Origin of the sequence: Serratia plymuthica (genome assembly GCF_018336935.1) — a bacterium.
GTDB lineage: Bacteria > Pseudomonadota > Gammaproteobacteria > Enterobacterales > Enterobacteriaceae > Serratia > Serratia plymuthica_B.
The window spans coordinates 4,238,138-4,256,144 of the sequence record NZ_CP068771.1 but is presented as its reverse complement, the minus strand read 5'-3'; the positions used below and the strand labels follow the sequence as shown (position 1 = coordinate 4,256,144).

Below are 18,007 nucleotides of genomic sequence, written 5' to 3'. Positions count from 1 at the left end.
TAATGAGAGGGAACAGAGGGCCGTGCGTGTCAGGACTCGTTGAGAGCGGTGCGGATGCGGGAGCGCGCGGCAAGCGTGAGCGTGGCCAGATCGCCGAGCATGCTGGGCGCATACCCCCCGCTGCCGATTACGGGGCCGCTTCGCCCGACTTCGTACACCCGCTCCGCCAATTGAACATGAGGCGCCCGGAAGCGCAGCAGGACCACGAAAACCCGATTGAGGGCCGCCAGCCCGGCCCGGACGGGTTCGCCCTGCGCACCGACCGCTCGCGCCTCGCCGATCACGCGGTCGACGAGCGCCGGTTTCCCGGCGAACCGAGCGTAGGCCGCCCTGTACGCGGGGAGCACATAGGGCAGGTACGTCTCTTTGAATTCTCGATAAGCCTGGTGTTCCGATTGCGAGCCCCACAGGACGTGATCCAGCACGAAGAGGGGCATTTCTACGGCGCCGGGGCCAAGGTAGCTCTGGCCCCCGACCCGAATCGGTTCGTAGAAGGGGCGCAGCTCATCGTAGAAGACCTGCGGCGAGATGAAACGGTATGCGTAGACGATCGATTCGACCATTTTTTGCAGATAGGCCGCCAACTCGTCGCACCCTTGCGCGAACGCAGGCGAGTTCAGGGGCACGTCGTGCAGCTCGACGGTCACCGCGATGGCCGCCTCGAGGGCCGCCATCGAGATGCGCACGCTCTCGAGCAGGTGCGCTTCGTCGGGCAACCCGGTGTAGCTCCGTTGCGCGTCGGCCGCCGCAGGGTTCCAGACCGTCACATGCAGCAGCGTCTCGCGCGGCGGCAGGTCGGTCATGCGCGCCAGGTCGAGCAGCACCGGCTCGAGCCCGGGCACCACGTCCGTGGGCTCATGCCCGTGCCGCTTGAGCGACCCCAGGAAAAACCCGATGTCCCGCATCGCGGCGGCGGCTTCGACAAAGCCCCAGCCGGAGGGCACGCCGCGCACCGGGAGGAACTCGCGCAGCAGGCCGACGATGCCGGGCACGTCCTGGTGACGGTTCAGGCCCGGCAGTTGCAGAACCCGCGCGCGGGCCTGCAGCGGATCGCAGGCCGCTACGGCCGCGTGCGTGGCCGCGAATGCAGATACCCGGTCCAGGGCGCGCTCCACTACCGGCTCTCCGGCGACGCGGGCGTCGGCCCGGATCGAGACAGCCCCGCGTCGCCCTTGCGCAGCGACCGCAGGTAGTCATAGTTCGTCGGCAGGCTCGCCCGCAGACGCTCGGCCTCACGCTGGATACGGGCGAACATCGCCTCGGCCTTTTCGATCGACTCCGGTCGAAGTTGCAAGAGCGGCAGCGATCGGTCAGGCAGCATGCCCAAGCCGGCAAAGACGCAGTAGTAGTTGCCGTTCAACCAGAAGTTCTTGAATTCATAGTCGAAGGTCTCATAGTACGTGGCATCGTCGAACGACGTGGTGGTCAGCGGCAGCCCCGCCTTGTAGCGCTCAACCTTCTCTTTGATGGAGTCGGAGAGCCGCAGGTCGTGCCGGTTCGCCTGCCAGAACGGCGTGTCTTCGCGCGACGTGGTGAAATAGTGAGCCTGAACGAAGTCTCGGCAGTCGTCGAACATGTAGGTGATCTCGGCGTTGAACGCGTCGGCCAACCGCGGGTCGAACGAGGTGTCTGGGAAATGCTTCACCAGTTGGTAAAGCGCCGCGTAGATGAAGTAGATCCCCGTCGATTCCAGAGGCTCCAAAAAGCACGACGACAGCCCGACAGAGACGCAGTTGTTGACCCACGACCGCTTGTTGCGCCCGACCCGGAATTTGATCTGGTTGAGCGGCTGATTGTCCGAAAGGCCCCAGAGGTTGAGGAAGTCGGTAGTGGCCTGGTCGCGGGAGGTGAACTTGCTCGAGAACACGTAGCCGCTGCCGAACCGGCCCAGCATCGGAATCTTCCAGGTCCACCCCGAGTTCATGGCGATCGAGGAGGTGTAGGGTTCGACCCCCACTTGCGCGTCGTCGTTGGGTACGGCGGTAGCGACCGCGCTGTCGCACAGCAGGTAGTCGGACATGTCGATGAAGGGCTCTTTCAGGGCCTGGTTGATCAAGAGCCCGCGCATGCCGGAGCAGTCGATGAACAGGTCCGCCTCCAGCTTCCGGCCCTCCTTGGTGAGCAGGCTGGAGATGAAACCGCGGTCGTTCAGGTTTACCTCCACCACCTCGTCGACCACGCGGTTCACCCCGCGATCGACGGCCCAGCGCTTCAGGAAATCGGCCACCAGGTGCGCGTCGAAGTGCCACGCGTGGGACATCTGGCGGGTGCCGTCGTGCAGGCAGGGCGCCAGATTGCCGTCGAGCGCCCCGGGCTGCGGGTAGCAGGCGTACGCCATCGACTGCTGAAAGCCCTGTTCGCGCTTGCGCAGCCAGTAGTGGGTAAGCGGCACGCCGTCGCAGTTCGGCACATTGCCGAACAAATGGTAGAAGTAATCGTTGTGCGAGTGGTCGGGAGACTGTCTCCAGTTCACGAACTTGATACCGGCCTTGAACGCGCCGTTCACCTGGGGCATCCACTCCTGCTCCGGTATCCCGAGGAAGTCGAAGAACACCTTCTGCAAACTCGGGATGGTCGCCTCGCCCACGCCGATCCTGGGGATCGCCGCAGATTCGATGAGCGTAATATTCGCCTGCTGCTGGAGCGCCCGGACGAGGTACGAGGCGGACATCCAGCCCGCAGTGCCGCCACCCACGATGACGATATTCTTGATCGGATTGCTCATGACACTCTCCCATAAGAAATAATGGAGATGTTAAATTAGGTTCTAATTCAGGCTAGACTCTCGCCCGAAAAATACCAAATTCCGTTTCCGAATTAACTCTGCGACCTATTCTCACGCAAAACCACCGCTCACCCCCTAATTACCCACCCTTCATCAACCGGTTAAATATATTATTTTCAACCGGTTAAATTTACGTGAAAAACAGGAAAATCAAGATCGCGTCATTATTAAAAACAGCAAAAAAAGCCTTATAAAACCCCTACCCCACACCCAAAAAGTGTCAGCATAATTAACTGTTTTTACTGAATTATTTAAATAACAAAGGCGACACGAACTTATCCGAAAGGTCATGTTCGATGCTTTTCAATCACTGCCGGCGCCGGTTTGATCTCATTGTTTAAATAAACACCCCGTCAATTGGATATTAATCCACTTTGAATTGATAGCATGCTTAGTATTATATAAATACAACACCCCGTTAGTTATAGGCGATGCATTATAAACTTGCCAACCAACAGAAAATAACCGAGTCGGATTCATGCGTTACGTACGTATAAAAATATCCATAGAATAATATTATTTGCACAATCAAGCATTAGGTCTGAAAACAATTATTCGCCTGATTTTCATACGAATACGCAACAACATGCGGAAATTGTTTTCTGCCTCAAATGCCCATTTTCTTCATCCGAGAAAGCAGGGTCGTACGTTTCAGTCCTAACCGTTGCGCAGCGCCACGCGGCCCACCGACCACGCCGTTGGTTTCTTTCAGTACCCGCACAATCCGTTGATATTCATCCTCGCCCGCAATCGTTTGCGGAGGCGCTGCGATTGGCGCCATTGAAGGCTGCGCATATTGCAGCTCCGGCAGTTGCAGATTAAGCACCGTGCCCCGCGTCAGCAGTATTGCCCGCTCGATGACGTTTTCCAGTTCGCGCACGTTGCCCGGCCACGGCATTTGGCTCAGCAGGCGCAGCGTTTCGGCCGGAATGCTGTCGATGGTGCGTTTCATGCGCCGTGCAATCTTGTAGGTAAGAAATTTCACCAGATGCGGAATATCCTCCGGCCGCTCACGCAACGGCGGAATCAGTATCGGGAAGACATTGAGCCGGTAATAGAGATCGCTGCGGAATTCGCGGTCGGCGACCATCTGCTGCAGATCGCGGTTGGTGGCGGCGATCAAACGCACATCGACGGAAAGCAGCTTGTTGCCGCCAACCCGCTCAAACTCGCGCTCCTGAAGCACACGCAGCAATTTAGGTTGCGACTCAATCGGGATCTCCCCCACCTCGTCCAAAAACAGCGTGCCTTTGTCCGCCAGCTCGAAACGCCCCATACGCTGGGTGCTGGCGCCGGTAAATGCGCCCTTTTCATGGCCGAACAGATCGCTTTCCAACAGCCCGGCCGGCATCACCGCGCAGTTCATTTTCACCATCCGTTGATCGCGGCGCTCGCTCAAATTGTGAATGGCACGGGCAATCAACTCTTTGCCGGTGCCGGTTTCGCCGAGAATCAGCACCGAACAGTCGCTTTTCGCCACCATTTCTACCTGTTTCAACACCCGGGACATCACCGCGCTGCGGCCGACGATCTCGCTGAAATCCGGGTTGTCGTCATTAATCTGTTCGGTGAGATACAGGTTTTCATGCACCAGGCTCTCTTTCAACCGGCTGATTTCCTGATAAGCCAACGCGTTATCGACCGCAATGGCGATACGCTCGGCAATCTGCTGCAACACCCGCAAGTTGGCGGCGTTGAAGTTATCCGGCTGGCATTGCGCCAGCTTCAGCACGCCGAGGGTCTTCTGGCCGAAAATCAGCGGCAGCACGCACAGCGTCTGAATTTGCTCATGCCACAGATCAAACAGCTGCCGTTCATACTCGGCCAGCGGATCCGAGTGTTTCAGGTTCAGCAGCAGCATTTCGCCGCTCTGCATCACCTTTTCCGACAGCGTGCCGGCCAGGGGTACGCTGTATTGCTGACGTTTAGCCACGTTATCTTGCAGATAATGGGTGGCGTAGATCGTCACGCGATCCTCGCGATCGCCCGGCAGCACAATGCTGATGGCATCGGTTTTAAAGAAGCGGTGGATCTCGCTGGAGATCTCGCCAATCAGATCGTCCAGATCCAGCTTGGAGAGCACGGCATTGGTGACATCCACCAGCACGCGAAAATCATCGCGCTCATGGCGTAACTGGCGCTGCTGCCGCTCGGCGGTTTCGCGCAGCTGAACCTGCTCCACCGCCAGCGCCGTCAACTCCATCAGGGTGGCCAGTGAGCCAAGCGCCGCATCGCTGAACGCTTTGCCGTCGTTGCGCGACAGTTCGCAACCGCCAAGCAGTTGCCCGCCGGCACGCAACGGCATCAGGCAGTAATGGCTGAGCGGCGGATACAATGCCAGCATCGCCAACTGCGGATAGCGCTGGTGCAGATCGGCGCTGCACAGGCGCAGCGGCTGCGCATTCTCGCGTAATAACGCGATCGGCCCATTGGCCAACAGCGTTTCGTCCTGATAGTTCAGCGGCTGGCCATTCCCGTCCTGGCCGTGGAAACTGACTCGCGCGCTGTTCGGGTGCAGCAACACCAGCGCCACATCGTCCGCCAGCCGCCAGCGCCGGACGATCTGTTGCAGTTGGATCAGCACATCGCCATAGCCGCGCTGGCTGAACAACAAGCGGGTAATTTCCAGCAGTTCCTGTTTTTCTATGCTTGCATTCGACATTGACCATCACTCTGCCGGTTAAGGCATCCGGTTGCGGTTATTGAATTTTTTTATTTTTATGTGAGCTACGGCGCAAAGTTTACTGCTGACCGGCGGCCGCTTCCCCCGATCGGATCAACAAATGCGAGGTAAAGGCTCGGCATGCGGCAAATCGAGCAACCGGCTGATGCCATAGGCTCCGCGCAGCCGCACCTGTGTAGCGCCGTCGCTCACCCGGCCGATCACCGCCGCATCCGCGCCCAACGGGTGCCCGTGCAACGCGGCCAATACCGCCGGAACCGCCGCCTGCGCCACCGCCAGCACCAGCTTGCCTTCATTGGCGAAATTAATCGCGTCCAGCCCCAAGAGTTCGCAAATGCCGCGCACCGCCGGTTTCACCGGCAGGCGCTGCTCGTCGATGTCGATACCGAAACCGCTGGCGGCGGCGTATTCGTGCAGTATGGCGTTCACGCCGCCGCGGGTGGCGTCGCGCAGTGCGTGTACGCCGTCAATCGCCCGCAATGGCGCAATCAGCGGCGTTAGCACCGCACAATCGCTGGTGATGTCCATCGCCATGCCAAGCTGCTCGCGCAGGTTGAGAATGGTGGCGCCGTGGTCGCCCAGGGTGCCGCTGACGATGATCGCGTCATCGGCTTGAATGCGCTGCGCCGACCATTCGATGTTCTGCGGGATCACGCCAATGCCGGCGGTGTTGATAAACAGCTTGTCCGCCGCGCCGCGCTGCACCACTTTGGTATCGCCGGTCACGATCTGAATGCCGGCCTCGCGGGCGGTTGCCGCCATCGACGCCACCACCCGCGTCAATTCAGCCAGCGGCAGCCCTTCCTCCAGAATAAATCCGCAGGACAGATAGCGCGGCGTCGCCCCGCTGACCGCCAGATCGTTGGCGGTGCCGCATACCGCCAGCTTGCCGATATCGCCGCCGGGGAAAAACAGCGGATCTATGACGTAGCTGTCGGTGGTAAACGCCAGCCGATCGCCCTGCCGCATTAACGACGCCAGCGCGATGCGCGCCTGATCTTCACGCTGTTCCAACTGTGGGTTGGCGAAGGCGGGCAGGAAAAGCGATTCCAGCAGTTGCTGCATAGCTTTGCCGCCGCTGCCGTGCGCCAGGCTAATAACCGAATTCATACGGCGTTTTCCTCTGTTTCTCGACGATATTGATACCAGGCGGCGCAAGCGCCCTCGGAAGACACCATCAGTGCGCCAAAGGCGTTTTGCGGCGTGCAGACGCCGCCGAACAGCGGGCAATCGCGCGGTTTGCAGCGGCCGGTCAGCACCGCGCCGCAGCAGGCGCGCGGGTCATCCGCCGCCTGCTGCGGCCGGGGTTGAAAGCGGCGTTCGGCGTCAAAATCGGCATAGGCGGCGCTCAGGCCGATGCCGGAATCGGCAATGGTGCCCAATCCGCGCCATTCGCTGCTGCCGCCGACCGCAAACACCTCCGCCATCGCCTGCTGCGCCAGCAGGTTGCCGCTTTGCGGCACCACCCGGCGGTATTGGTTTTCGGTGCGGCTGCGCCCCTCGCAAAACTGTTCAATCAGCATCATCACGCCTTGCAAAATATCCAGCGGTTCAAAACCGGTCACCACCAGGGGTTTATGATATTCGCCGCTGATAAAGCGGTAGGGTTCGGTGCCGATGATCATGCTGACATGGCCCGGTGCCAGGAAACCGTCGATGCGCACCTCCGGCTGTTGCAGCAGGCTGCGCAACGTCGGGATCAGGCTGATGTGCTGGCAGAAGACGCTGAAATTCTCAATGCCCGCCAAACGCGCCTGTTGCAGCGTGACGGCAGTCACCGGCATGGTGGTTTCAAAACCGAGCGCAAAGAACACCACCTGCCGCTGCGGATTGGCGCGCGCCAGTTGCAGCGCGTCCAGCGGCGAATACACCACCCGCACATCGGCACCGCGTTCCCGCGCCTGCATCAGTGAACCCTGTTTGCCCGGCACCCGCAGCGCGTCACCAAAGGTGCAAAAAATCACCGAAGGGTTGGCGGCGATTTCATGGCAGGCGTCGATGCGCCCCATCGGCAGCACGCACACCGGGCAACCCGGCCCATGGATAAACTCCACCTGCGGCGGCAGCAGTTTATCCAGGCCAAAACGGAAAATGGCGTGCGTGTGGCCGCCGCACACTTCCATCAACTGCAATGGACGTTCGGCGCTGAACGGCAACGTTGCCGCCCGTTGCGCAATGCGCTGCAACAGCGATTTCACCAACTGCGGATCGCGGAATTCATCGACGTATTTCATCGTTGCCTTCCCCCGTCATAAACAGCGCCACGTCGTTTTCCACTTCGCCCATCGCCTGCAACGCCGCCAGCATCTCCACCGCTTCCTGTTCATCCAGCCGACTCAGGGCGAAACCGACGTGGATCAGCACCCAACAACCCAGCAGCGCCTCAGGCGGCTCGCCGGCCCGGCACACCAACGCAATGTTGATTTCACGCCGGGCGCCGCACACCTCCGCCCACGCATGCTGCGAGTGTCGTGGGTCCAACGCGACAATTCGCCCCGGAATGCCTATGCACATCGTTGCGCCGCCAGCCAGTTCAGCCACTGATCCATGCCGTCGCCGCGAGTGGCGGACAGCGTGATGATTTCAATCTGCGGATTGACCCGCCGCGCATTGGCGATGCAAGCGTCGAGATCAAAATCCAGATGCGGCAGCAAATCGATCTTGTTCAGCAGCATCAGCCGCGCCGCCGCGAACATGTGCGGATATTTCAGCGGCTTGTCCTCGCCTTCGGTCACCGACAGCACCGCCACCTTGTGCCGTTCGCCGAGATCAAACCCGGCCGGGCACACCAGGTTGCCGACGTTTTCGATAAACAGCAGGCTGTGGGGTTGCAGCGCCAGGCGGTGGGCAGCGTCATGCACCATTTGCGCGTCCAGATGGCATCCCTTGCCGGTATTAACCTGGATCGCCGCCACGCCGGTGGAGCGAATGCGTTCGGCGTCGTTAGTGGTTTGCTGGTCGCCTTCTATCACCGCGCACGGCACGCTATCGCGCAGCCGCAGCAGGGTTTGCGTCAGCAGGGTGGTTTTGCCGGAACCGGGGCTGGACACCAGGTTCAGCGCCAGGATCTGTTGCGCGGCGAAATGTTCGCGATTGTGCGCCGCCAGGCGGTCATTCTTCGCCAGCACGTTGGTTTCTATTTCCAGCATGCGCCGCTGGCTGATGCCGGGCGCATGGGTGCCGGCCGCGCCAAAGCCGTAATGCAGATCGCCTTTCGGGTTCTGACGCGGGCGGAACGGCACCCTGGCGGGCTGAGCGTCGCCTTCGATGGCCACTTCGCCCTCGGCGCAACCGCAAGTGCTACACATAAGCTTTCCCCTCTGTGGTTATTCGATTTCCAGACGTTTTATTTGTATGCCGTCGTCGGCCTGCACGCGCAGGTTGTGGCCTTCGCAGTGCGGGCAGATGCGCACCTGCGGCAACGGCAAGGTCACTTCACATTGGCAGTCATGGCACCAGCTCAGCGCCTGCTGTTGCTGTAAATGCAACGTGCAGCCTTCGGCCAGCGTGCCGCGGCACACCATGTCGAAACAGAAATGCAGCGCCTGCGCCTCGACGCAGGAATATGCGCCCACCTCGAGCCACACGGCGGTGATTCGCCGCGCCTGCTGTTGCTGCGCATGCTGCTGCATAATCTCCAGCGCGTAATGGCAAAGCGTTATTTCGTGCATGCGATCTCCGGTAACGGCAATAAAACGTCCAACTGGAAATATCTGTGCAAATACGGTGCCAGTCAGGCGCCGACACATTTGTCGAGTGTCGATGTCATCGACAGTAAAAGCCGCCGCATAGCGTTAGCCCATGCGTCAAATAATTCGCTGCATCATTGAATTCAAAGCCATTAATTAAAACCAAATCAAGCTGGCACGATTTATGCCCTATTAGCGTTACCACAGGAAATATCGACACACCGGGTGACACTGATGAGCACAATAAATGAACTGACCAGCCAGGCCGATTATATCGCCGGCAAAAACAACCGTTTAATGGCGCAATGGCAGCATTACCACAATACGCTGGTCAAAGCGGTAACCACCGCAAAACAGAATATTAATCATGAGTTTATCTGCGGACAGGGCCAGGACATCCGCTTCACGCTGTTCAATCACTTCACCTTGCGCATTCAACTGAGCGACGGTTTTTACAGCCGCGATATCTGCTACAGCATTAATTTGGCCGCGCCAAACGAAGAGGAAAATTTCGCCCCTTTCGCTCACGCCACGCTGGATGAAAGCGGCCTGATTGACGGCCAAATCAATAACCGTGACAGGCAGGCCGTGCTGGAGCATTACCTGAATAAGATCGCCGTTATTTACCAATGCTTATTTGACTCTTTGCATGGCGACTGCGCCATTCATGAAGAATTGAAAAAAATTGTTCTGCCGGCCTGAATAACGCCGCTTTATTGCTGACAGCGACTGTCGAAACGTCATTTTTACTGTCGACTTCGTCAAAAGTGACGAAATCGCAAGGAGTCTGCATGAACCGCTTTCTTATTGCGGATGCCAAATTATGCATGGGTTGCAATACCTGCATGGCCAGTTGCGCGACCGAACATCGCCTGGCCGGTTTGCAAGCCTTGCCGCGTTTACAGGTGATGCGCAATGCGCGCGATTCCGCGCCGGTAATGTGCCGCCAGTGCGAAGACGCGCCCTGCGCGCAGGTTTGCCCGGTGAACGCGATAACGCATCAGGATGACGCCATCGTGCTGAACGAGAGCCTGTGCGTCAGTTGCAAACTGTGCGGCATCGCCTGCCCGTTTGGCGCCATTGGTTTTGGCGGCAGCGTGCCGCTGGCCATTCCCGGCGATTGCCAGACCGCGCTGGCGCCGCCGCCGCCCGCTCCCGCTCGCCCGGTCAGCGCGTTTCTCGATTGCCAACCGGGGGTGCGCGCGGTGGCGGTGAAATGCGATTTGTGCGCCTTCAGCCCTGACGGCCCGGCGTGCATTCGCACCTGCCCGACCAACGCCATCCGGCTGGTTGCCGACCACGACGTGCGGCAGGCCAGCGAACGAAAACGCCGCAATGCGATGCAGGCGTTAGCCGCCGAATTGCCGTTTGTCAGCCCTCCCGTCGCCCGCAAGGAGCCGAACCGATGATCACCGATTTTCTGCCCGACCCGCTGCTGTTGCTGACGCTGTCACTGAGCGGTTCGCTGCTGCTGGCCGCACTGTGCTGGCTGCTGGCGATCTGGCCACGTTTTTGCGCCGGCGTTTGCGGCATCGGCACGCTGCTGGTGTCGCTGGCCGCCACTGCCGCGGCCCTGCCCTGGCTGTTCACCGCGCCTCATCCTGCCCGCCTGCCGTGGCTGCATTATGGGGTGGAAATCAGCGGCCTGAATGCGCTGCTGCTGCTGGTGATCGCGCTGAGCAACCTGTTCGTGGGGCTGTACCTTTGCCATTGGCTGACGACGCTCAATGACCACGGCCGCACCCGGCAGGGCAGCCTGATGCTGTTGATGCCCGCGGCGCTGAGCGCGGCCGTGATGGCGGACAATGCGCTGGCGCTGGTGCTGCTGCTGGAGCTGGCGGCGCTGTGCGGTTATTTCCTGATTGTTCGGCGGCAAGACGCCAAGAGCCAGCAGGCCGGCCACAGCCAATTTCTGCTGATGCGCTTCGGTACGCTGCTGCTGGTCGCCGCTTTTGCGTTGATCTACAGCCAAACCCACAGCCTGCAATTCAGCACCATGCGCGAGATAGCCTTGCCTTCGGCGCTGCGCAGCGGGGCATTCTTGCTGGCGCTGGCAGGGTTCGGCATTTACGCCGGCGTGATGCCGCTGCACGGCTGGGTGCCGCAAGCGCACAGTAGCGCGCCCGCCCCGGCGGCCTCGCTCTTTTCTTGCGCGCTGATGAAAGTCGGGCTGCTCGGCGTGATCAAAATCGGTATGGATCTGCTGGGGACACCGCCGCTGTGGTGGGGGTTGCTGGTGTTGTTGCTGGCGGCCGGCACCGCCTTTTTCGGCGGGCTGTATGCGCTGATGGAGCATGACCTGCGTCGGCTGCTGGCTTACCACACGCTGGAAAATATCGGCATCATCCTGCTCGGCATCGGCGGCGCGATGTTGGGCCTGGCGTTGCAACTGCCTGAACTGACCGCGCTGGCGCTGATGGGCGGCCTGTTTCACCTGTGCAATCACAGCCTGTTTAAATCGGCATTGCTGCTTGCCTCCGGCGCTGTCGAACAGCAAACCGGGCTGAAAGACATGGAAAAAATGGGCGGCCTGGCGCGGCTGATGCCGTGGACCTGTATCGCGTTGCTGGTCGGGCTGGTGTCAATGGCGGCACTGCCGCCGCTCAACGGTTTCGCCAGCGAGTGGTTGATTTATCAAGGCCTGTTCCAGTTCAGCGCCGCTTCGGCCTTTATCGGCCGGTTGCTTGGCCCGTTGCTGGCGGTGGCGTTGGCGATCACCGGCGCGTTGGCGGTGATGTGCGTCAGCAAAGTGTTTGGCGTGGTGTGCCTCGGCGCGCCGCGCTGTGAAGCCGCCGCCAACGCCCGGCCGGCGGCGTGGCCGATGATGCTCAGCCATCTGCTGCCGGCCTTGCTGTGCCTGCTGTGCGGCCTTGGCGCCCCCTGGTTGATCCCGCTGTTTGCCCGGCTGGCCGCCACCCTGACTCCGCAAGCGCCGCTCGGCGCCCATCCGCTGGTTTCCCCGCCGCTGATCGCCATTTTGCTGTTGGCGATGCCGCTGCTGCCGTTGCTGATCGCTGCGGTTTATCGGGGGAAACGCCAGGCGCGCCGTGCAAGCGGCGAAGCCTGGGTCTGCGGCTACGGCCACGAAGCCTCGATGGTGATCACCGCCACCGGCTTCGCTCAGCCGCTGCGGGTGATGTTCGCGCCGTTGTACGCCCTGCGCCAAACCTTGCAACCGGTCGCATTACAGCGCTGGCTACACCGCGCGCCTCTCAACGCGTTTTGCCGTGGCGTCGCCGCCATCGAGCTGGCGGTGCTGCTGATCGTGGCGCTGGCCTAAGGAGAACCCGATGACTTATCCCACTCTACTGATCGGCATCATGCAGGCGTTGCTGCTGCTGGCCATAGCGCCGCTGTTCGCCGGCGTCAGCCGCCAGTTGCGCGCCCGCCTCCACAGCCGCCGCGGGCCGGGCGTGTTGCAGGAATACCGCGACATCGCCAAGTTGCTCAAACGCCAGTCTCTCGCCCCTGCGGCAGCGGGAATCGCCTTCCGCGCCATGCCTTATCTGCTGACCGGCGCGCTGCTGGCCATTGCCTGCGCGCTGCCTATGTTGTTGCAGGCCTCTCCGCTGCCGGCAATCGGCGATGTCATCACGCTGATTTATCTGTTCGCCGTGGTGCGCTTCGTGTTTGCCATCGCCGGGCTGGATACCGGCAGCCCCTTCACCGCCATTGGCGCCAGCCGCGAAGCGGTACTGGGCATTCTGGTGGAGCCGATTCTGCTGCTTGGCCTGTGGGTGTCGGCGCTGGTCGCCGGTTCAACCCAGCTCAGCGCCATCAGCCAGCGCGTCGCGGATTGGCCGCCGTACGCCAGCGCGCCGCTGCTGTTGGCGCTACTGGCCTGCGGTTTCGCCACCTTTATCGAAATGGGCAAATTGCCTTTCGACATGGCGGAAGCCGAACAGGAATTGCAGGAGGGCCCGCTGACCGAATACGCGGGTGCGGCGCTCGGCATCCTCAAATGGGGCATCAGCCTGAAGCAACTGGTGGTGCTGCAACTGTTTATCGGCGTGTTCGTGCCCTGGGGCCAGGCCACGGCGTTGACCCTGCCCGCGCTGGCGGCGGCGCTGGCGTTATCGCTGTGCAAGCTGCTGCTGGCGGTGGCGGCGGTCGCCGTCGTGGAAAACAGCGTCGCGCGGCTGCGTTTTTTAAAAACCGCTCGCACCACCTGGGCCGGCTTCGGCCTGGCATTTTTGGCGCTGGTTTCCTGGCTGGTCGTCAGCTAATTCACAAGTAGGAACATCATGATTACTGAACATCTGGGCCAAGATTATCTGACGGCATTGCAACGGCAATTCCCGGCAACCGTGCTGGCGGCAGAATGGCAAACCGCCGATCAGCTCACGGTAACGGTGAAGCTGAATGCGCTGCCGGAGGTGGTGGAATGGCTGTATTACCGGCAAGGCGGCTGGCTTTCGGTGCTGTTCGGCAACGACGAGCGCACGCTGTGCGGCAGCTATGCGCTGTATTACGTGCTGTCGATGGAGCAAGGGGTGAAATGCTGGATCACCGTGCGCGCCGAAGTCGACGCCCAAACCCTGGAGTTCCCGTCGGTAACGCCACGGGTGCCGGCGGCGGTGTGGGGCGAGCGCGAAGTGCGGGACATGTACGGTTTGCGCCCGGTGGGGTTGCCGGATGAACGGCGTCTGGTGCTGCCGGACGACTGGCCGGACGATCTTTACCCGCTGCGTAAAGACGCGATGGATTACCGCCAGCGGCCTGCGCCGACCACCGATGTCGAAACCTATCCGTTTGTCAGCGAAGCCGGCGCCAAGGCCAACGTGGTGCCGATTGGCCCGCTGCACATCACCTCGGACGAACCGGGCCATTTTCGCCTGTTCGTCGACGGTGAAGACATTATCGACGCCGATTACCGCCTGTTCTACGTCCATCGCGGCATGGAGAAGCTGGCGGAAACGCGCATGGGTTATAACGAAGTGACCTTCCTGTCCGACCGGGTTTGCGGCATCTGCGGTTTCACCCACAGCGTGGCCTACACCAGCTCGGTGGAGAACGCCATGGGCATTCAGGTGCCGGAACGGGCGCAAATGATCCGCTCGATCCTGCTGGAAGTGGAACGGCTGCACAGCCACCTGCTCAACCTCGGCCTGGCTTGCCATTTCGTCGGTTTCGACAGCGGCTTCATGCAGTTTTTCCGCGTGCGCGAGAAATCGATGAAGATGGCGGAAATCCTCACCGGCGCGCGCAAAACCTACGGCCTGAACCTGATTGGCGGCATTCGGCGCGACATCTTGAAAGACGACATGCTGCAGACCCTGCGGCTGGCGGCAGAGATGCGCAGCGAGCTCAAGGATCTGGTGGATATTCTGCTCGGCACGCCGAATACCGAGCAGCGCAGCGTCGGCGTCGGCCGGCTTGATCCGCAGATCGCGCGCGATTACAGCAACGTCGGGCCGATGCTGCGCGGCAGCGGCCACCGCCGGGATACCCGGATCGATCATCCGTTCGCCGGTTACGCCAAACTGCCGGTGGAACTGTGCGTCGAAACCGGCTGCGACGTGTATTCGCGCCTGAAAGTGCGCATTCACGAAGTGTTCAACTCGCTCGGCATCATCGAATTCGGCCTGCAATGCCTGCCCGCCGGGCCGCTGGCGGTGGAAGGCTTTACCTATATGCCGCACAAGTTCGCGCTGGGCTTTGCCGAAGCGCCGCGCGGCGACGACATTCACTGGAGCATGACCGGCGACAATCAGAAACTGTTCCGCTGGCGCTGCCGCGCCGCCACCTACGCCAACTGGCCGACGCTGCGCTTTATGCTGCGCGGCAATACCGTTTCCGACGCCCCGCTGATCATCGGCAGCCTGGATCCCTGCTACTCCTGCACCGACCGCATGACCATCGTCGACATCCGCAAACGCAAGTCTGTCGTGGTGCCGTACAAGGAAATCGAGCGCTACGGCATCGAGCGGAAAAACGCACCGTTTTAAGGGGACGACACCATGCTGAAACTGATTAAAAAAGTGCTGAAAACCGGCAATGCCACCCTGGCATATCCGGCGCGGCCGCTGGCGGTGGACGCCAACTTTCGCGGCAAGCCGGAGTATACCCCGCAGCAATGCATCGCCTGCGGCGCCTGCGCCAACGCCTGCCCGTCCAACGCACTGACCATGGAAACCGATGTCGAAAACGGCGTCATTCGCTGGCAGTTCTTTTTGGGCCGCTGCATTTTCTGCGCCCGCTGCGAAGAGGTCTGCCCGACGACCGCCCTTCGCCTGTCTAACCAGTTCGAACTGGCGGTGTGGCGCAAAGAAGATCTGCTCGAAAGCGCCGATTTCGCCCTCTGCCACTGCCGCCAATGCGGCAAGGCTTATGCCCCGCAAAAGGAAATCGATTACGCCCTGGCGCTGCTCGAACTCGGCGAACAGCGCCGCGAACAGTTCGAAACCTGCCCCGCCTGCAAACAACGACAAAGCCTGACTCAGGCCGACCGTATCGACGTCGGCCGCCATTTGACCCGGGAGACCGCCCAATGAACCAGACGCTGATTGGCCCACGTGACGCCGACGGGCAGCCGGTGCCGATAACGCTCGACGACAGCATCGCCCGGCTAAAAACCACCTTGCTGAAAGACATCCGCCGCTCCGCCTATGTCTATCGCGTTGACTGCGGCGGCTGCAACGGCTGCGAGATCGAGATTTTCGCCGCTATTTCTCCGCTGTTCGACGCCGAGCGCTTCGGCATTAAAGTGGTGCCCTCGCCGCGCCATGCCGACATTTTGCTGTTCACCGGCGCGGTCACCCGCGCGATGCGCATCCCGGCGATCCGCGCCTGGCAGGCCTCGCCGGATCCGAAAATCTGCATTTCCTACGGCGCCTGCGGCAACAGCGGCGGCATTTTCCACGACTTGTACTGCGTATGGGGTGGCACCGACCGCATCGTGCCGGTTGACGTGTATATCCCCGGCTGCCCGCCGACGCCCGCCGCCACGATTTACGGCTTCGCCATGGCGCTTGGTTTGCTCGAACAGAAAATCCACCGCCAACAGCACGATGAAACCGAGGGCGAGGCCACCGCGCTGCTGCACCCGCAACTGCCGCAGCCGCTGCGCGTGGCGGTGGATCGCGAAGCGCGGCGCCTGGCCGGGTATCGCTACGGTCGGCAAATCGCCGATCGCTTCCTGCAACTGCTGGCCGCCAACGACGCGCAAACGGCGGAACAACGCGTGGCGACCTATTTGCAACGGCAAGACGACCCGCGCCTGACGGAGATCGTCGGCCATCTGTTGGCCCTGTATCAGCGCGTGCAGCGCGGGGAGTTGCGGCTATGAGCGCGGTCTGCCACGTCACCTTTTATTCCCTCAGCCGCAAGTTCGTGCAGGAAAAGAAAGCGCCGCCCAAGGCGCAGGAAGTGATCTATTACAGCCTGGCGATCGGCCATCATCTGGGCGTGATCGACTGCCTGGAAGCCAGGCTCGATTGCCCGCTGGCGGCGTTTCGCGACTGGATTGCGCACCTGCCGGCCGAGGGTGCCGCCAGGCGCAAACTGGCTGGCGTCGAACGCTTTGGCGAAATCTGCATCGACAGCAGCCACACCCATATGCTGGCCAGCGCGCTGAGCCGCGCCGCTGAACGAATGACGCCGCAGCAGCAAGACTGGAGCCAGCGGTTAATCGCCCTGTTGCAGTCCATCGAAAACGAACCTGCGATTTATCTGATGGTCAGGAGGCACCATGGATAGCGTTTTGTTATGTGTCGGCAATTGCCTGATGGGCGACGACGGCGCCGGCCCGCTGCTGGCGGAACTGTGCCAGGCCGCCCCGCCCGCCGGCTGGACGGTGATCGACGGCGGTGCGGCGCCGGAGAATGACATTCACGCCATTCGCCAACTGCGGCCGCAGCGGCTGGTGATCGTCGACGCCACCGACATGGGGCTGGCGCCGGGCGAAACCCGGGTGATAGATCCGGCGGATATCGCCGACATGTTCATCATGACTACCCACAATATGCCGCTCAGCTTCCTGATCGACCAACTGCGTGCCGACATACCGGACATTACCTTCATCGGCATTCAACCGGAGGTGGTGGCGTTTTACTACCCCATTGGCCCGGCGGTGCAGCAGGCGGTGAGAACTCTGCATCAGCGCCTTGCCCACTGGCAGCCCCACGGTGGCTATTCGACATTAACCGTGACGACGGCCTGACATCGTCATCGTCACTTTTGTCGGCCCTCTCGTCACTGCAAAACTAACATTTTGTTTTTACTGTAATTAATGGATTGGCACGCTTTATGAATAGACCTTGTCATACCGCCACCGCCAACCCCGTAAACCAGGAGTTCCTGATGAACCGGTTCATCATCGCCGATCCGAAGAAATGCATCGGCTGCCGTACCTGCGAAATCGCCTGCGTCATGGCACACAGCGCCACCCAGGACATTTCGGCGTTGACCGCCGCCACCTTCGCCCCACGGCTACACGTGATTAAAGGCGTTAACGTCAGTACCGCCGTGCTGTGCCGCCAGTGTGAAGACGCGCCCTGCGCCAACGTCTGCCCCAACGGCGCCATCAGCCGCCAAAACGGCATGGTGCTGGTGATGCAGGAACGCTGCATCGGCTGCAAAACCTGCGTGGTGGCCTGCCCCTACGGCGCCATGGAGGTGATCACCCGCCCGGTTGTCCGCCAGAACGGCGCTCAGCTGACGGCCATCAGCGACAAAGCCGAAGCCCACAAATGCGATTTGTGCACCGGTCGCGCCGCCGGCCCGGCCTGTATGGAAACCTGCCCCACCAAAGCGCTGCACTGCGTTGACCGCAATTTGCTGCAGGAAATGAACGCCGAGAAACGCCGCCGTGCCGCGCTCGACAACCTGTCGTCTCTGTTTTAGGAGCTG

Annotated in this window: 18 protein-coding genes; 10 read left to right on the top strand and 8 right to left on the bottom strand. The window is 61.1% G+C overall.

The window, feature by feature from the left end:
- Positions 1 to 29 precede the first annotated feature (29 nt).
- The 8 genes from JK621_RS19880 to hypA all read right to left on the bottom strand — a co-directional run bounded on the left by JK621_RS19880 (position 30) and on the right by hypA (position 9,139).
- A complete protein-coding gene (locus JK621_RS19880; RefSeq protein ID WP_212557320.1) occupies positions 30 to 1,115 on the bottom strand; it encodes a monodechloroaminopyrrolnitrin synthase PrnB family protein in 1,086 nt (361 codons plus the stop codon).
- A complete protein-coding gene (locus tag JK621_RS19875) occupies positions 1,115 to 2,725 on the bottom strand; it encodes a tryptophan halogenase family protein (protein ID WP_212557319.1) in 1,611 nt (536 codons plus the stop codon). Before JK621_RS19875 ends, JK621_RS19880 begins: the two co-directional genes overlap by 1 nt.
- Positions 2,726 to 3,392: 667 nt before the next feature.
- The gene (flhA, locus tag JK621_RS19870) at positions 3,393 to 5,447 is read right to left on the bottom strand and encodes a formate hydrogenlyase transcriptional activator FlhA (RefSeq protein WP_212557318.1); all 2,055 of its coding nucleotides are present in this window, start codon (positions 5,445 to 5,447) and stop codon (positions 3,393 to 3,395) included.
- Positions 5,448 to 5,561: 114 nt separating this feature from the next.
- Positions 5,562 to 6,578, bottom strand: coding sequence for a hydrogenase expression/formation protein HypE (hypE, locus tag JK621_RS19865; protein WP_212557317.1), 1,017 nt, complete (start codon positions 6,576 to 6,578; stop codon positions 5,562 to 5,564).
- A complete protein-coding gene (gene hypD / locus JK621_RS19860; RefSeq protein WP_212557316.1) occupies positions 6,575 to 7,702 on the bottom strand; it encodes a hydrogenase formation protein HypD in 1,128 nt (375 codons plus the stop codon). The genes hypE and hypD overlap by 4 nt, the downstream gene beginning before the upstream one ends.
- A complete protein-coding gene (gene hypC, locus JK621_RS19855; protein WP_212560245.1) occupies positions 7,686 to 7,982 on the bottom strand; it encodes a HypC/HybG/HupF family hydrogenase formation chaperone in 297 nt (98 codons plus the stop codon). Before hypC ends, hypD begins: the two co-directional genes overlap by 17 nt.
- On the bottom strand, positions 7,973 to 8,776 hold the full coding sequence (gene hypB / locus JK621_RS19850; protein ID WP_212557315.1) for a hydrogenase nickel incorporation protein HypB: 804 nt from the start codon (positions 8,774 to 8,776) through the stop codon (positions 7,973 to 7,975). The genes hypC and hypB overlap by 10 nt, the downstream gene beginning before the upstream one ends.
- 18 nt (positions 8,777 to 8,794) lie before the next feature.
- Positions 8,795 to 9,139: a hydrogenase maturation nickel metallochaperone HypA gene (gene hypA / locus JK621_RS19845; protein WP_013814554.1), complete on the bottom strand. Its 345-nt coding sequence runs from the start codon at positions 9,137 to 9,139 to the stop codon at positions 8,795 to 8,797.
- 252 nt (positions 9,140 to 9,391) lie between these two features.
- Between hypA and hycA the strand changes: the two genes are divergently transcribed.
- From hycA to hydN, 10 genes are all read left to right on the top strand, one after another.
- Positions 9,392 to 9,859, top strand: a complete 468-nt coding sequence (gene hycA, locus JK621_RS19840; protein WP_212557314.1) for a formate hydrogenlyase regulator HycA — start codon at positions 9,392 to 9,394, stop codon at positions 9,857 to 9,859.
- Positions 9,860 to 9,948: 89 nt separating this feature from the next.
- A complete protein-coding gene (locus JK621_RS19835) occupies positions 9,949 to 10,566 on the top strand; it encodes a 4Fe-4S dicluster domain-containing protein (protein ID WP_212557313.1) in 618 nt (205 codons plus the stop codon).
- Positions 10,563 to 12,437 (top strand): proton-conducting transporter membrane subunit, encoded by a 1,875-nt coding sequence (locus JK621_RS19830; RefSeq protein WP_212557312.1) that lies wholly within the window; start codon positions 10,563 to 10,565, stop codon positions 12,435 to 12,437. Before JK621_RS19835 ends, JK621_RS19830 begins: the two co-directional genes overlap by 4 nt.
- Before the next feature lie 10 nt (positions 12,438 to 12,447).
- Positions 12,448 to 13,383, top strand: coding sequence for a respiratory chain complex I subunit 1 family protein (locus JK621_RS19825; protein WP_212557311.1), 936 nt, complete (start codon positions 12,448 to 12,450; stop codon positions 13,381 to 13,383).
- 18 nt (positions 13,384 to 13,401) lie between these two features.
- Entirely contained in the window at positions 13,402 to 15,105 is a 1,704-nt protein-coding gene (locus tag JK621_RS19820; protein WP_212557310.1) for an NADH-quinone oxidoreductase subunit C, read from the top strand.
- A gap of 12 nt (positions 15,106 to 15,117) precedes the next feature.
- Positions 15,118 to 15,651, top strand: coding sequence for a formate hydrogenlyase complex iron-sulfur subunit (locus JK621_RS19815; protein ID WP_212557309.1), 534 nt, complete (start codon positions 15,118 to 15,120; stop codon positions 15,649 to 15,651).
- Entirely contained in the window at positions 15,648 to 16,445 is a 798-nt protein-coding gene (locus tag JK621_RS19810) for an NADH-quinone oxidoreductase subunit B family protein (RefSeq protein WP_212557308.1), read from the top strand. The genes JK621_RS19815 and JK621_RS19810 overlap by 4 nt, the downstream gene beginning before the upstream one ends.
- A complete protein-coding gene (locus JK621_RS19805) occupies positions 16,442 to 16,855 on the top strand; it encodes a formate hydrogenlyase maturation HycH family protein (protein WP_212557307.1) in 414 nt (137 codons plus the stop codon). The genes JK621_RS19810 and JK621_RS19805 overlap by 4 nt, the downstream gene beginning before the upstream one ends.
- Positions 16,848 to 17,318, top strand: a complete 471-nt coding sequence (gene hycI / locus JK621_RS19800; RefSeq protein WP_212557306.1) for a hydrogenase maturation peptidase HycI — start codon at positions 16,848 to 16,850, stop codon at positions 17,316 to 17,318. The genes JK621_RS19805 and hycI overlap by 8 nt, the downstream gene beginning before the upstream one ends.
- A 140-nt stretch (positions 17,319 to 17,458) precedes the next feature.
- Positions 17,459 to 18,001, top strand: a complete 543-nt coding sequence (hydN, locus tag JK621_RS19795) for an electron transport protein HydN (RefSeq protein WP_212557305.1) — start codon at positions 17,459 to 17,461, stop codon at positions 17,999 to 18,001.
- Positions 18,002 to 18,007 lie beyond the last annotated feature (6 nt).

What these genes read in the sequence shown, in the direction of transcription:
- JK621_RS19875 (WP_212557319.1), bottom strand. Translation starts at nt 2,725, where the DNA reads ATGAGCAATCCGATCAAGAATATCGTCATCGTGGGTGGCGGCACTGCG.
- flhA (WP_212557318.1), bottom strand. Translation starts at nt 5,447, where the DNA reads ATGTCGAATGCAAGCATAGAAAAACAGGAACTGCTGGAAATTACCCGC.
- hypE (WP_212557317.1), bottom strand. Translation starts at nt 6,578, where the DNA reads ATGAATTCGGTTATTAGCCTGGCGCACGGCAGCGGCGGCAAAGCTATG.
- hypD (WP_212557316.1), bottom strand. Translation starts at nt 7,702, where the DNA reads ATGAAATACGTCGATGAATTCCGCGATCCGCAGTTGGTGAAATCGCTG.
- hypC (WP_212560245.1), bottom strand. Translation starts at nt 7,982, where the DNA reads ATGTGCATAGGCATTCCGGGGCGAATTGTCGCGTTGGACCCACGACAC.
- hypB (WP_212557315.1), bottom strand. Translation starts at nt 8,776, where the DNA reads ATGTGTAGCACTTGCGGTTGCGCCGAGGGCGAAGTGGCCATCGAAGGC.
- hypA (WP_013814554.1), bottom strand. Translation starts at nt 9,139, where the DNA reads ATGCACGAAATAACGCTTTGCCATTACGCGCTGGAGATTATGCAGCAG.
- hycA (WP_212557314.1), top strand. Translation starts at nt 9,392, where the DNA reads ATGAGCACAATAAATGAACTGACCAGCCAGGCCGATTATATCGCCGGC.
- JK621_RS19835 (WP_212557313.1), top strand. Translation starts at nt 9,949, where the DNA reads ATGAACCGCTTTCTTATTGCGGATGCCAAATTATGCATGGGTTGCAAT.
- JK621_RS19830 (WP_212557312.1), top strand. Translation starts at nt 10,563, where the DNA reads ATGATCACCGATTTTCTGCCCGACCCGCTGCTGTTGCTGACGCTGTCA.
- JK621_RS19825 (WP_212557311.1), top strand. Translation starts at nt 12,448, where the DNA reads ATGACTTATCCCACTCTACTGATCGGCATCATGCAGGCGTTGCTGCTG.
- JK621_RS19820 (WP_212557310.1), top strand. Translation starts at nt 13,402, where the DNA reads ATGATTACTGAACATCTGGGCCAAGATTATCTGACGGCATTGCAACGG.
- JK621_RS19815 (WP_212557309.1), top strand. Translation starts at nt 15,118, where the DNA reads ATGCTGAAACTGATTAAAAAAGTGCTGAAAACCGGCAATGCCACCCTG.
- JK621_RS19810 (WP_212557308.1), top strand. Translation starts at nt 15,648, where the DNA reads ATGAACCAGACGCTGATTGGCCCACGTGACGCCGACGGGCAGCCGGTG.
- JK621_RS19805 (WP_212557307.1), top strand. Translation starts at nt 16,442, where the DNA reads ATGAGCGCGGTCTGCCACGTCACCTTTTATTCCCTCAGCCGCAAGTTC.
- hycI (WP_212557306.1), top strand. Translation starts at nt 16,848, where the DNA reads ATGGATAGCGTTTTGTTATGTGTCGGCAATTGCCTGATGGGCGACGAC.
- hydN (WP_212557305.1), top strand. Translation starts at nt 17,459, where the DNA reads ATGAACCGGTTCATCATCGCCGATCCGAAGAAATGCATCGGCTGCCGT.